Source organism: Duganella sp. GW821-FHT07G03 (genome assembly GCF_059418605.1).
The window spans coordinates 1-13933 of sequence record NZ_JBWKQE010000006.1 but is presented as its reverse complement, the minus strand read 5'-3'; the positions used below and the strand labels follow the sequence as shown (position 1 = coordinate 13933).

Genomic DNA, 13933 nt, shown 5'->3' with positions numbered 1-13933 from the left:
GTGTCTCCGTGGTTATTGGATATTGAGGCTTTTCTTGGCCGCGTCCAGCAAGTCGGTCTTGACCCAGTCCTTGGCCACCGGCGCGGCGCGCATCTTGCCTGTGCCATATTTGGCCATGACGTCGGTGGTGATCTGGATGTGCTCGGCGGTGATGTCGTAGCTGTAAGGCGAGTTGCTGATGGCGTCGTCGAAATCGTCCTTGCTGATCTGGTTCTTGAAGATCACTTCCCGCACGTATTTCTCGGCGACCGGCTTGTTGTCGATGAACAGCTTGGTGGCCTGCACGAAGCAGTTCATGAACTTGGCGGCGGTGGCGCGATGCTCCTTGTAGAACTTCTCGCTCATCACCATGGTGCGCACCGGCGCGCCGATCGGCGTATCGTAGGGCTTCATCACTTCCACGCCGTAGCCTTTGTTGATGGCCTGCGAGGATTGCGGTTCGCTTTGCATGATGGCGTCGAGGTTCTTGCCCATCAGTGCCTGGTTCAGGTCGGCGAACGCCAGAAATATCAGTTGCACATCCTTGCCCGGCTGGTCGGAGGCGGTCAGGCCGGCCTGGGCCAGTTCGGCGATCAGCAGCACTTCGTGAATACCACCGCGCGTGACGCCGACTTTCTTGCCCTTCAAGTCCTTGACCGACTTGATGTTGCTGCCGGGACGGGCGACCAGGCGCGCGCCGCCCTTGGCGAAGCCGGCCACCACATAGATCGGCGCGCCGTTGGCGCGGCCGGAGATGGCGGCCTCGGAGGCGGTGGCGCCGACATCGAGCTCGCCGGCCAGGATGGCTTGCATCACGTCCGGGCCCTTGGCGAAGACGTTCTCCTCCACCTTGATGCCGCACTTGGGCGCGATTTCCTTGATGTACGAGACGGCGCCGTAGTGGGCGAACTTGAGGTTGCCGAGGCGGACCACTTCCTGCGCTTGCGCGCCGGACGCAGCGGCGGCGATGGCGAGCGTCAGCGATAACCGACGGAACTTGGACATGCTTGTCTCCTTTGTGGTTGTAGTTACCGGGAGACATTGCAGCTTCCGTGCCAAGCACGGGCTGCGGTTCAAGTCATTGATTTATAAGGGATGGCGAAACCGGCGCGCGGCGGTTCAGGCGGAAAACCGCATGAACCGGGCGGTGCTTATGCGGAAATCCGCCAAGCTTGACGGCGCATCTCAGCTGCACAGGCCGAAGGCCTTGCGGTCGGCGAAGTAGCGATAGGTGAAGGTGCGCATCGGGTACTTGGTCAGCGCGATCTCGAAAGCGGGCGGAACCACGTCGAAGCGTTCCGGCAGCTTGTCCTTCACGCGCAGGCGCACGCGCCAGATCGTATCGTCGCTGGTGGCGCCGGCCACCAGCATGTCCGGCACCTTGGGGATCACATCGACGATTTCCGGCCGCGAGTTGGTAGCGCGCTGGTAGAAGCTGACCAATTCGGCCTTGGCGATCACCGGGCCCTTCGGCGTGGTGACGTGATATTCACGGGTCAGGAACATGGCCCGCTCGCCACGCGGCACCAGGTAGACGAAGGTGAACTCGGCGCCGCCGTCCGGCAGCGTGACCGGCGGCGTGGTCGACACACTGATCCCGCGCGGCAGCTGGTAGCGCGAGCCGTCCTGCCAGGTGGAGCACTCCGGCGTTTTCGCCATGTAGACATCGACCGGCGTGAACGAATCGCCGCAAGCGGCCAGCAGCAGGGGCAAAACGAGGAGTGCGGAATAACGCAAGCGCATGGGGTACCGGTTTCTTGTAATTCGAAGCCCGTAGTTTACTCTGAATTGAAAAAGGGGCTGATCGCTGATCGATGCCAAGGTCCCTGGAGGTATTTGATTTAAATTCTATGATCACAGGAGGGTCATCATGTCGAGCATTCCAATCGCGCAGGATATGACACTCGCCGAGGCTGCGGAGTTTTTAAACGTATCAGGCCCTTATCTTATGGGACTGCTGTCGGAAGGCAAAGTCACGCTGGCAACCTCGGACTTGGCGAAATACAAAGACGAACAGACGAAAATTTCTCAGGACGCGCTCCAGCAACTGGTAGAGCAAGCTCAGGAGCTAAACATGGGGTATTGATGGCAACTCATCGATATAAGGCAGTCTTGGATGCGTGTGTACTTTACCCCGCCCCTCTACGCGATTTACTGCTCAGTTTGGCCGCCGCTGGCATCTATCAAGCACGCTGGACACGAGTCATTCAAGATGAGTGGACAAGCAAACTATCTGCGAACCGCCCTGATCTGCGCCGTGAAGCCCTGACTAGGACTGTTGAATTGATGAATGCCGCCATCAAAGACAGCGTCATTGAAAATTTTGAACCCCTGATCGATACACTAACACTGCCGGACCCGAACGATAGGCACGTACTAGCAGCTGCAATTGCAAGCCAAGCGACCGCAATTGTTACCTTCAATACCAAGGACTTTCCCGGTACATGCGGAGTTCCGGCGATACACCCAGACGATTTCCTTGCGACGCAATATACGCTTGATCCTCAGAAGACTATAGCGGCCATCGGAACGCTTCGACAGCGTCTCCAAAATCCACCCAAGACCGCACACCAGCTGATCGCAATCTATGAGCGTCAAGGGCTGCCGAAAGTTTGCAATATCCTGCGCAAATCAATCGATCAATTCTGAAATAAAAAAGGGCCGCATCGCTGCGGCCCTTGTTTGCTTCTATGCGGTTGTTACCACATGATCACGCGGTCTTTTGGTTCCAGGTACATCTTGTCGCCTGGCTTAACGTTGAAGGCGTCGTAGAAGCCTGGCTGGTTGCGCATCGGGCCGTTAGCGCGGAACTGGCCTGGCGAGTGCGGGTCGGTCTTGATCTGCACGATCTGCTGCGCTTCACGCATCTTCAAGCGCCATACCTGCGCAAAGCCCATGTAGAAGCGCTGGTCGCCGGTCAGGCCGTCGATCACTGGCGCTTCCTTGCCGCCCAGCGACAGCTTGTAGGCCTTGTATGCAATCGCCACGCCGCTGTTGTCGGCAATGTTCTCGCCCAGGGTCAGTTCGCCGTTGACGTGGTAGCCAGGCAGCGGACTGAACTGGTTGTACTGCTCCACCAGCATCTTGGTCTTGGCCGCGAAGTTCTTGTGGTCCGCAGCGGTCCACCAGTCACGCAGGTTGCCGTCGCCGTCGTACTGCGCGCCCTGGTCGTCGAAGCCGTGACTGATTTCGTGGCCGATCACGCCGCCGATGGCGCCGTAGTTGACCGCGTCGTCCGCGTCAGCATTGAAGAACGGTGCCTGCAGGATCGAGGCCGGGAATACGATCTCGTTCATTTCCGGGTTGTAGTAGGCGTTGACGGTTTGCGGCGTCATGCCCCACTCTGCGCGGTCGATCGGCTTGCCCAGCTTGGCCAGTTCCTTGTTGTACTCGAACTCGCGCGAACGTATCACGTTGCCCACCAGATCATCCTTGGCAACGGTCAGCTTGGAGTAATCGCGCCAGGTGTCCGGGTACGCGATCTTGGTGGTGAACTTGGCCAGCTTTTCCTGCGCTTGTTTCTTGGTGACCGGGCTCATCCAGTCCAGCTGGTCGATGCTGACCTTGTAGGCGGCCAGCAGGTTGTTGACCAGCGCCTGCATGCGCGCCTTGCGCTCGGCCGGGAAGTTCTGCTCGACGTAGATCTTGCCGACGGCTTCGCCCAGCGCGCCTTCGGTCACGGAAACGCCGCGCTTCCAGCGTGGACGCTGTTCGGTCACGCCGCTCAGCACGGTGCCGTAGAAGGCGAAGTTTTCATCGACGTAGGCTTTGCTCAGGTAAGGCGCGCCCGAACGCAGCAGCTGCCAGCGGAAGTAGGACTTCAGCGTGTCCAGCGGGGTCTTGGCCAGCAGCGCGGTCATGCCCTTCAGGTAGCTCGGCTGGCCGACGATCACGTACTTGACCTTGCCGGTCACGCCGGCGTCGGTCAGGTAGGCGTTCCAGTCGTAGCCCGGCGCGACCTTGCCCAGCTTGGCGATGTCGACCTTGTTGTAGGCCTTGACCGGGTCGCGCAGTTCGACCTTGGTCCACTGGATCTTGGCCAGTTCTTTTTCGAACTCCACGATGCCGTGCGCGGTGATGGCGCCGTGCTCGTCGCCTGCCATGGTCAGCATTTTGCCGATGTGCAGTTCATACTTGGCCAGCGCATCGGCCATCTTCTTGTCGTCCGCTTTCAGGTAGTAATCGCGGTCCGGCAGGCCCAGGCCGTCCTGGCCGATGTCGACCACATACTTGGTCGAATCCTTGTTGTCCTGGTGGATGCCGTAGCCGTACGGCGCGGTCACGCCGATTTTGTTCAGGTGCGAGATCAGCGCCGGCAGCTGCTTCTTGTTGTTCACGGCGGCGATCTTCGCCAGTTCCGCGTTCAGCGGGGTCAGGCCCAGCTGTTCCAGCTTGGCTTCGTCCATGAAGCTGCTGTAGAAGTCGCCGATGCGCTGGGCTTCAGGGCCGCCGGCCTTGTTGGCGGCGGCGCCTTCGATGATGGCGCGCAGTTGCGGCTGGATGTCGTCGCGCAGCTTGGCGAAGCTGCCCCAGCTGGCTTTGTCCGCCGGGATTTCAGTCGTGGCCAGCCATTTGCCATTCATGTGGGTGAACAGGTCGTCCTGCGCGCGTACCGCTGGATCGATGTATTCCACCGCGATGCCGGAAGCCAGCTTGGCGTTTGCTACTTGGGCGCTGGCCGGAGCTACACTTGTGGTGTTGTCGGCTGCGCCCGCCAGGCCTGCGATCAGGCTCAGGGTCAATGCACTTACGAGATGACGTTTCACGAAAATATCCTCTTGATTTAATAAAGGCCAATCCACGATGTTTGGCCCTGTTGCGCTTTATATCACAGGGCCGCTAACGCATAAAGGGCTACCACATGATGACGCGGTCTTTTGGCGCCAGATACATCTTGTCGCCGGGTTTTACGCCAAAAGCGTTGTAAAAACCCGGCTGGTTGCGCACCGTGCCGTTGGCGCGGAACTGGTCCGGCGAGTGCGGGTCGGATTTAAGGTAAACGATTTGCTGGGCGTCGCGGATCTTGCTGCGCCACACCTGGCCAAAGCCCATGTAGAAGCGCTGCTCGCCGGTCAAACCGTCGATCACCGGCGACGGCTGGCCGTTGAGCGAGATCTGGTAAGCCTTGAGCGCGATCGCCGCGCCCGAGTTGTCGGCGATGTTCTCGCCCAGGGTCAGCTCGCCGTTGACGTGGTAGCCCTTGACCGGGCTGAAGGCGCTGTACTGCTTGACCAGCATCTTGCTCTTGGCGGCGAAGTTCTTGTGGTCGGCCTTGGTCCACCAGTCGCGCAGGTTGCCGTCGCCGTCGTACTGGGCGCCCTGGTCGTCGAAGCCGTGGCTGATCTCGTGGCCGATCACCGCGCCGATGGCGCCGTAGTTGACGGCGTCGTCGGCGTCGGCGTTGAAGAACGGCGGTTGCAGGATGGCGGCCGGGAACACGATCTCGTTGAGCTCCGGGTTGTAGTAGGCGTTGATGGTCTGCGGCGTCATGCCCCATTCGTCGCGGTCGACCGGCTTGCCGAGCTTGTTCACTTCCTTGTTGTAGTCGAACTCGCGCGAGCGGCGCACATTGCCCACCAGGTCATCCTTGACCACCACCAGCGACGAGTAGTCGCGCCACTTGTTCGGATAGCCGATCTTGACCATGAACTTGGCCAGCTTGGCCTGCGCCTGTTCCTTGGTGGCCGGGCCCATCCAGTCCAGCGTGGTGATGCTTTGCTTGAAGGCTGCCAGCAGGTTGTTCACCAGCGCCTCCATGCGCGCCTTGCGCTCGGCCGGGAAGTGCTGCTCGACGTACAGCTTGCCCAGGGTCTCGCCCAGCGCGCCGTCGGTGGCGTTGACCGCGCGTTTCCAGCGCGGCTCCTGTTCCTTGGTGTCGCTCAGCACGGTGCCGTAGAAGGCGAAGTTTTCCAGCGCGAAATCTTTCGACAGGTAGGGCGCGCCGGCGTGGATCACCTGCCAGCGGAACCACGCCTGCCAGGTCGACAGCGGGGTCTTGTTCAGCACCTTGTTGAAGCCGGAGATGAAGCTGGGCTGGCTGACGATGACGTAGTCGACCTTGCCGGCGATGCCGGTGTCGTTGAGCCAGGTGGTCCAGTCGTAGCCCGGCGCCAGCTTGGACAGGTCGGCCAGCGCCACCTTGTTGTAGGCCTTGACCGGGTCGCGCAGCTCGACCTTGGTCCATTGGATCTTGGCCAGCTCGGTCTCCAGCGCGACGATGGCCTTGGCGTCGGCCGCCGGGTTGGCGATGCCGGCCAGCGTCAGCATTTTGGTCACGTGCTGCTGGTACTTGGCCAAGGTGTCGGCCATCTTCTTGTCCGACTTTTTCAGGTAGTAGTCGCGGTCCGGCAGACTCAGGCCGTCCTGGCCGAGGTCGGCCACGTACTTGGTCGAATCCTTGTTGTCCTGGTGGATGGCGAAGCCGTAGGGCGCAGTCACGCCGTAACGGTTGAAACGGGCGATCAGGGCCGGGATTTCCTTCTTGTCCTTCAGCGCGGCCACGCGGTCGAGCTCGGTGCGCAGCGGGGTCAGGCCCAGCTCGGCCAGTTTGGCTTCGTCCATATAGCTGGCGAAGAAGTCGCCGATGCGCTGGGCGTCGGAGCCGGGCGTCTTGTTCGGGTCGGCGGCGGCCGCCTCGATGATGGCGCGCAGCTGCGGCTTGGTGTCGTCGTCCAGCTTCTCGAACGAACCCCAGCTCGATTTGTCGGCCGGGATGGCGGTCTTGGCCAGCCACTTGCCGTTCAGGTTGAGGAAGAAATCGTCCTGCGGGCGTACTGCGGCGTTGAGATCGCCCAGATCCACGCCCGAGATTTTTTGTTGTGCCTGAACGCCGGCCGAAGCCAGCAGCGCCAACATCAACGCGCTTAACAATTGTGCTTTCAAATCTTTCTCCAAATCATGGGGGTCAAGTCTGACATTCGGACACGACCTCTTCTGTAGTAAGTGCGTACGGTCGAGTTTGTGTCCGAATGTCAGACTTGACCCCCGCTGTTGCAACGATAGCAAAAAGGCCACACTTGGTGGCCTTTTTATGGGTTTTTTCGGCGGTTAAGCGCTTACCAGATGATCACGCGCTGTTCCGGCGCAACATACATCTTGTCGCCCGGCTTCACGCCGAAGGCTTCGTAGAAGCCCGGCTGGTTGACCATGGTGCCGTTGGCGCGGAACTGGCCCGGCGAGTGCGGATCTGTCTTGATCAGCACGATCTGCTGTTCGTCGCGCGTCTTGCTGCGCCATACCTGCGCAAAGCCCATGTAGAAGCGCTGGTCGCCGGTCAGGCCGTCGATCACCGGGGCTTCCTTGCCACCCAGCGACAGCTTGTAGGCCTTGTAGGCGATCGATACGCCGCTGTTGTCGGCGATGTTCTCGCCCAGCGTCAGCGAGCCGTTGACGTGGTAGCCCTTGATCGGGCTGTAGCCGTCGTACTGCCTGGTCAGCGCGTCGGCCTTGGCCTTGAAGTTGGCGCGGTCTTCCTTGGTCCACCAGTCGCGCAGGTTGCCGTCGCCGTCGGACTGGCTGCCCTTGTCGTCGAAGCCGTGGCTGATTTCGTGGCCGATCACCGCGCCGATGGCGCCGTAGTTGACGGCGTCGTCGGCCTTGGCGTCAAAGAACGGCGGTTGCAAAATCGCCGCCGGGAACACGATCTCGTTCATCGTCGCGTTGTAGTAGGCGTTGATGGTCTGCGGCGTCATGCCCCACTCTTCGCGGTCGACCGGCTTGCCCAGCTTGTTGACCATGCGCTGGTGACCGAACACCGAGGCGCGCATGGCGTTGCCCACCAGGTCGCTCTTGACGATGGCCAGCGACGAGTAGTCGCGCCATTTGTTCGGGTAGCCGATCTTGGGCGTGAACTTGGCCAGCTTGGCTTGCGCCTGCTGCTTGGTTTCCGGGCTCATCCAGTCGAGCGTGTCGACGCTGGCCTTGTACGAGGCCAGCAGGTTCTTCACCAGCTCTTCCATGCGCGCCTTGCGCTCCGGCGGGAAGTGCTGGCCCACGTACAGCTTGCCCAGCACTTCGCCCAGGCTGCCCTCCACCAGGCTCACCGCCGATTTCCAGCGCGGCGGCTTGACGGCCACGCCGGTCAGCACGGTGCTGTAGAAATCGAAGTTGGCGTCGGCGAAGTCCTTCGACAGGTAAGGCGAGGCGCGACGCAGCAGCTGCCATTCGAAGTAGGATTTCCAGGTCGCCAGGTCGGTCTTTTCCAGCGCGGCGTTAAAGCCACTCAGGTAGCTCGGCTGGTTGACGATGACGTAGTCGATCTTGTTGGCCACGCCGGCCGCCGCCAGCGCATGCTGCCAATCGTAGCCCGGTGCCAGCTCGGCCAGCTTGGCGATCGACATCTTGTTGTAGCGCTTGACCGGGTCGCGGTTCTCGACCTTGGTCCATTGCACCTGGGCCAGCGCGGTTTCCAGCGCGACCACGGCCTTGGCGCTGGCGGCGGCCTGCTTGTCGCCGCCCAGCGCCAGGATCTTGGCCACGTGCGCCTCATACTTGACCAGGGTGTCGGCCAGCTTGGCGTCGTCCTTTTTCAGGTAGTAGTCGCGGTCCGGCAGGCCCAGGCCGCTTTGCGAGATGCCGACCGCGTACTTGGTCGATTCGCGCGCATCCTGGCTGACGTAGATGCCGTACGGCGCGCCGACGCCGATCTCGTCCAGGTGGGCGATCAGCATCGGGAAGGCTTTCTTGTCCCGGATGGCGCGGATGCGGTTCAGTTCGCCCGCCAGCGGCTTGACGCCCAGCGCCTCCAGTTTTTTCTCGTCCATGAAGCTGGCGTACAGGTCGCCGATTTTCTGGGCGTCGCTGCCGGCCTTGCGGGCTTTGTCGGCCTCGGCCGCTTCGATGATGGCGCGCAGCTGCGGCAGCACATCGTCGCGCAGCTTGGCGAAGGTGCCCCAGCTGGATTTGTCTTCGGGGATTTGCGTGGTCTTCAGCCACTCGCCGTTCAGGTAGTGGTAGAAGTCGTCTTGCGGACGCACGCTGGCGTCGATGTATTGGGTGGCGATGCCGGACACCGGGGCAGTATCGGCGGCGCCGGCAAAAGCGGTCATCAGGCTCAGGGTAAGCGTGCTCAGCAAGTATCGTTTCACTGCATTTCCTTCTTGGTCAGAATTTCATTTCGTATTTGACGCTCCAGACTACGTAAGTCTGGTTGGTCGTGTTGGCCAGTTGTGCCAGGCCATTGGTGGTCACGATATTACTACCCAGCGCGTCTTCCGCCATTAAATTATTTGCAGAAATGCGGACTTGATTGCGGGCGTTGAACTTCCACAGGCCGTAGGCGTCGAACGAGCGCTTGCGGCTGGTGCTCACCACCTGCTCGGCGCTGCTCTGGATGACGGTTTCCGGCGTCCAGTTCAGGCTGGCGCCCAGGGTCAGCGGCACCGGCTTCAGGCGGTAGTCCAGGCCGACGTTGGCGGTCTGCTTCGGCTGCGCGTCGAGGCGGTTGTTGGGTCCGGGGATGCCGTCCACGCTGGACCAGAAACGGCTGTAGTTGGAACGGAAGTCGATCGCCGGGCCGTCCGCGATCAGTTCCTGCAACTGCAGCTTGGCCTCCAGCTCGATGCCCTTGGTGCGCGCGTGGCCGATGTTGGCCGGCGTCGACACCCAGCGCGGGCCGGTCGGCGTGTTCTGCAGGGTCAGCTCGCGGCGGATCAGGTCCTTGATGTCGCGCACGAAGCCACCGGCGGTGATGATGCCGCTGCGGCCCAGGTAGTGCTCGTAGGCGAAGTCCAGGCCGGTCGCCAGCTCGGGCTTCAGGTCGGGGTTGCCGGTGCGGTCGGGACGGGTGGCGCTGTTCAGGCGCGACAGCGACGGCAGGGCGATCAGGTCCTGGATGTTGGCGGCCTTGTAGCTCTTGGTCAGGCTGGCGCGGATCTGGTCCTTGTCGTGCTCGGGGATGCGGTAGACGCCGTGCAGCAACGGGCTCAGCACACTGCTGCTGTTGCCGATGTCCTGGCCGGCGCGGGTGCTGGTGGTGCGTATGCCTTCCCAGCGCAGGCCGACGTAGCCCGACCATTGCTTGTTGATGTCCCACTCGTCCTGTGCGAACACGGCCAGGCGGCGGGTGTCGGCGCTCAGGTTGTCGCCGGAATCGCCGAACTGCGACACGCCGTTCTTGTCCAGCGAGGTCTTGGTCTCGACGCGATGGCCCAGCTCGACATCCCAGCCGGCCGCCAGCGAGTGCTCCTTGCCGATCGGCGTGGTGTACTTGCCGCCGCTGTTGGCGCTGCGGTCGCGCACGGTGGCGTCGTCGGTGTAGCGCTGCAGCAGCTTGCCGGCGTTGTCGTATTGATAGCGCAGCGAATCGCTGTCGCTGTGGCCGGCGCCGAAGCCGAACTTGACGTCCAGCTTGGACGCGCCCTGCAGCTTGTGCACCCAGTTGCCGAAGCCGCGCAGGAAGGTCGATTCCGCGTGGGTGCCGGTCAGCGCCAGGTTGTACTCGGGCGGCTGCTGCAGGGCCGGCGGCACCAGGCCGAAGTTCTGCGTCAGGTCGCTGCGCGAGTTGCCGTCGCTGCGGTTGACCATCAGGAAGGGCTGGAAGTTCAGCGTATCGCCGCCGTCGAATTTATAGGACAGGCGCGGCGTCAGGTGAATGCCGCGCGAGGTGCGCCTGGTTTCGTCGAGGACGTTCTGGTCCTTGAGCAGCACGCCGTCTGCGCGGGTGTCGCGGTTGTAGGTTTCGGTCTGGTCGTGCTGGCGGTTCTCGAAGACCGAGCCGGTCAGCAGCCAGGTCAGGCCGCCCACCTTGCCCGGCACCGTCAGCGACACGTTCGGCGCGTGGCGGCCTTGCTCGATACTGTCGGTGAACTTGAGCTGCTTGTCCTTTTGCTGGTAGCCGTCGCGCAGGATGATGTTGATGGTGCCGGCGATGGCGCGCGTGCTGTGCTCGGCGATCGGGCCGCGCATGATTTCCACCCGTTCGACCTGGTCGGGCGACAGCGATTCCATCGAGAAGCCGGCCGGCGGCCGTTCGCCGTTCAGCAGCACCTGCGTGTAGCCGTTGCCCATGCCGCGCATGCGCACGTCGCCGCCACGGCCGGGACGGCCGCCGATGGTCACGCCCGGCAGGCGCTTGAGGATGTCGCCGAGGTTGCTGTCGCCGTTGCGGTCCAGCTCCTCGCGGCCGTAGACCTGCTTGCCGGCCACCGAGTTGCGGCGCTCGTCCATGTCGCTGGCGCGGCCGCCGCTGATGGTGACCTGGGGCACGGGCTTGCCGTCCGGCCCCAGGACCGGCTTGGCTGGCGCGGTGCTTGGCGAGGCTTGTGCATAAACATCGGAGGCGCCCAACAGGGCCAGGCAGGCGAAGGAGATCAGTTTGCTCATAGGCTGCACATTCTACCGGCAGCCCTGCTGGCAAAAGGGCCAGCAGGCCGATTTTTACTTTACGATACACACCCGCGCCAGCGGGCTACGGGGATCCCTTAGCCGCCACCGCCCGGCAGGCTGATGCTGGCGCCGCCGGGTCCGCCGATGCTGCCGCCCATGCCGCCCTTGCGGCCGCCGCGATGCTGCTCGCCGCCCTCTTCCTTGCGCGGCGCGCCGCCGCTGCGGACGCCATTGTCCGGCACCCGCATCAACTGCTCGCCGACCAGTTGCACCACGGCCTGGCGCTGGGTTTCATTCAGGGCATCGTTGACGGTCAGCCACCATTCACGCATCAGCTTTTCCTCCAGCGCGCTGGCGGTGGTTTCCTCGTCCACCGCCTTGGCCAGATCGCGCAGCTCGACATTGGCGCCCTTGCTGCCCTCCAGCGTGGCCGCCTGCAGGCGTTCGCGGCGCGACTGGCGCTCGCGCAGCAGGTTGCGGGTCTTGCTTTCGGTCTGCTGCCACAGCACTTGCTGGTTGGGGTTCAGGTTCAGCGATTTTTTCAGCTCGGCCGCCATCGGCAGGAAATCCTCGGCGCGCATGTCCATGACAGGCAGCGCGAAGGCCGGCAGCAGGGCCGCGCTCAGGGCCAGCGCGACAGCCGCGCGCTGCAACGTGGAACAGAAATTGGTACGCATGGGAGCTCCGTCGATAAAAAAAAGCCTGCGCTTGGGGCGCAGGCGAAAACCACTTCAGGGTAGAGAGAAATACGAGTTCAGTTTAGGTCGCGCCCCCCGCCGTTACAGGACTTCTTACAATTGCTTACGGACGTGAACGTGCAGGATACACTGCGTACAAAACAGCAAACTTGATGCAACGCCAAGCGGGCGCTGGTGTACTTCAAATGTCAACGGCAAGCGTTGTAAATTCTCGTAAAGGTATAAATGATTTCGCGACGGCTACTACGTTTGCCGAGAATCAGGTTTATACTCAACTCAAGCGCGTTGCGGCGGGGTGGCCCACCGGCGACGGCTGTCGGCAACAGCTTCGATAGGTGGTGAAACATGGGCAAGAAATTAAAGAACTCCGGACTGGTCGGCCTGGGCGTCATCGCCGGCATCGCTGTGTCCCTGCAATTTTCCGCCATGGCGCAAAAGCCGGTGGACCCGCCGCTGCCGCTGGAGGAACTGCGCCAGCTGGCCGACGTATTCGGCCTGATCAAGTCCGACTACGTTGAAAAGGTCGAGGACAAGAAGCTGCTGACCGAAGCGATCTCCGGCATGGTGGCCTCGCTGGACCCGCATTCCGCCTACCTGGACAAGAAAGCCTACGCCGAACTGCGCGAAGGCTCGCAGGGCAAGTTCGTCGGCCTGGGCATCGAGATCGGCCAGAGCGAGGACGGCTACATCAAGATCGTCGCGCCGATCGAGGATTCGCCGGCCTGGCGCGCCGGCATCAAGGCGGGCGACCTGATCTCCCGCCTGGACAACACGCCGGTCAAGGGCCTGAGCCTGGACGAATCGGTCAAGAAGATGCGCGGCGAGCCGCACACCAAGGTCAGCATGACGATCCTGCGCAAGGGCGAGGCCGAGCCGCTGGTGTTCAACATCACGCGCGAAGAGATCCACCAGAAGAGCGTCAAGGGCAAGATCGTCGAACCTGGCTATGCTTGGCTGCGCATCTCGCAGTTCCAGGAACCGACCGTCGACGACCTGGCCGCCAAGATTATCGAACTGTACAAACAGGACCCGAACATCAAGGGCCTGGTGCTGGACCTGCGCAACGATCCCGGCGGCGTGCTGCAAGGCGCGATCGGCGTGGCGGCGGCCTTCCTGCCCAAGGACGCGGCCATCGTCTCGACCAACGGCCAGCTGCCGGACTCCAAGCAGATCTTCTACGGCCGTCCCGAATACTACGCGCTGCGCAACGACAGCGACGCGCTGGCCAAGCTGCCGGCCGCGATCAAACTGGTGCCGATGGCGGTGCTGGTCAACACCGGATCGGCCTCGGCCTCGGAAATCGTCGCCGGCGCCTTGCAGGACTACAAGCGGGCCGACATCATCGGCACCCAGACCTTCGGCAAGGGCTCGGTGCAGACCATCCGCCAGCTGACGGCCGACACCGCTGTCAAATTGACCACGGCGCGCTACTACACGCCGAACGGCCGCTCGATCCAGGCCAAGGGCATCGTGCCGGACCTGGCGGTGGATGAAAACGCCGACGGCGACGGCCTGAACGCGCTGCGCACCCGCGAGGCCGACCTCGACAAGCACCTGACGAACGACCGCGACCAGGAAATCGCCAAGAGCAAGCGCGACGAGCTGGAAGAGCAGCTGCGCATCGTCGCGTTGGAAAAGAAACGCAAGCCGCTGGAATACGGCAGCGCCGACGATTTCCAGCTGGCGCAGGCGCTGAATCACCTGAAAGGCTTGCCGGTGCAGCTGGCCAAGCCCGAGACTGCGGTGGTGCAGGCCGAGGTGGGCGTGAAGAAAGATCTGGCCAAAAAATAACCTCCGGGGTCAAGTCTGACATTCGGACACGGGCTCTACCTTAGCGTGCGTTATGGTAGAGCCCGTGTCCGAATGTCAGACTTGACCCTGAACCTTCCCCTCAAATTTCTTGTAAACATTTGAGGAAGCTGTTAACTTTC

10 protein-coding genes are annotated in these 13933 nt (G+C 62.3%); 3 read left to right on the top strand and 7 right to left on the bottom strand.

All coding sequences use genetic code 11. From position 1 onward, the window contains the following. Window positions 1-12: 12 nt before the first annotated feature. Together AC07OK_RS10025 and AC07OK_RS10020 are read right to left on the bottom strand one after the other, a co-directional pair. Window positions 13-984 (bottom strand): ABC transporter substrate-binding protein, encoded by a 972-nt coding sequence (locus AC07OK_RS10025; protein WP_494690176.1) that lies wholly within the window; start codon window positions 982-984, stop codon window positions 13-15. 180 nt (window positions 985-1164) lie between these two features. Beyond that, on the bottom strand, window positions 1165-1722 hold the full coding sequence (locus tag AC07OK_RS10020; RefSeq protein WP_494690175.1) for a hypothetical protein: 558 nt from the start codon (window positions 1720-1722) through the stop codon (window positions 1165-1167). A 127-nt stretch (window positions 1723-1849) separates the two neighbouring features. Here AC07OK_RS10020 and AC07OK_RS10015 point away from each other — a divergent pair, with 127 nt between their 5' ends. Both AC07OK_RS10015 and AC07OK_RS10010 read left to right on the top strand, forming a co-directional pair. Continuing rightward, window positions 1850-2065: a MerR family transcriptional regulator gene (locus tag AC07OK_RS10015; RefSeq protein ID WP_494690174.1), complete on the top strand. Its 216-nt coding sequence runs from the start codon at window positions 1850-1852 to the stop codon at window positions 2063-2065. Beyond that, window positions 2065-2628 carry a PIN domain-containing protein gene (locus AC07OK_RS10010; RefSeq protein ID WP_494690173.1) on the top strand — a complete coding sequence of 188 codons (564 nt, stop codon included), beginning with the start codon at window positions 2065-2067 and terminating at the stop codon, window positions 2626-2628. The genes AC07OK_RS10015 and AC07OK_RS10010 overlap by 1 nt, the downstream gene beginning before the upstream one ends. Before the next feature lie 50 nt (window positions 2629-2678). On the opposite strand, the gene AC07OK_RS10005 is transcribed toward AC07OK_RS10010, so the two are convergent. The 5 genes from AC07OK_RS10005 to AC07OK_RS09985 form a co-directional block, all read right to left on the bottom strand. Then, complete coding sequence (locus AC07OK_RS10005; RefSeq protein ID WP_494690172.1) at window positions 2679-4745, bottom strand: M13 family metallopeptidase; 2067 nt, start codon at window positions 4743-4745, stop codon at window positions 2679-2681. A gap of 88 nt (window positions 4746-4833) precedes the next feature. Next, window positions 4834-6834 carry a M13 family metallopeptidase gene (locus AC07OK_RS10000; protein ID WP_494690369.1) on the bottom strand — a complete coding sequence of 667 codons (2001 nt, stop codon included), beginning with the start codon at window positions 6832-6834 and terminating at the stop codon, window positions 4834-4836. Window positions 6835-7034: 200 nt separating this feature from the next. Further along, on the bottom strand, window positions 7035-9026 hold the full coding sequence (locus tag AC07OK_RS09995) for a M13 family metallopeptidase (protein WP_494690368.1): 1992 nt from the start codon (window positions 9024-9026) through the stop codon (window positions 7035-7037). A gap of 55 nt (window positions 9027-9081) precedes the next feature. Continuing rightward, window positions 9082-11301: a TonB-dependent receptor plug domain-containing protein gene (locus AC07OK_RS09990; protein WP_494690171.1), complete on the bottom strand. Its 2220-nt coding sequence runs from the start codon at window positions 11299-11301 to the stop codon at window positions 9082-9084. Window positions 11302-11399: 98 nt separating this feature from the next. Then, window positions 11400-11981, bottom strand: a complete 582-nt coding sequence (locus AC07OK_RS09985) for a hypothetical protein (protein WP_494690170.1) — start codon at window positions 11979-11981, stop codon at window positions 11400-11402. 366 nt (window positions 11982-12347) lie between these two features. Between AC07OK_RS09985 and AC07OK_RS09980 the strand changes: the two genes are divergently transcribed. Next, a complete protein-coding gene (locus AC07OK_RS09980) occupies window positions 12348-13793 on the top strand; it encodes a S41 family peptidase (protein WP_494690169.1) in 1446 nt (481 codons plus the stop codon). Window positions 13794-13933 lie beyond the last annotated feature (140 nt).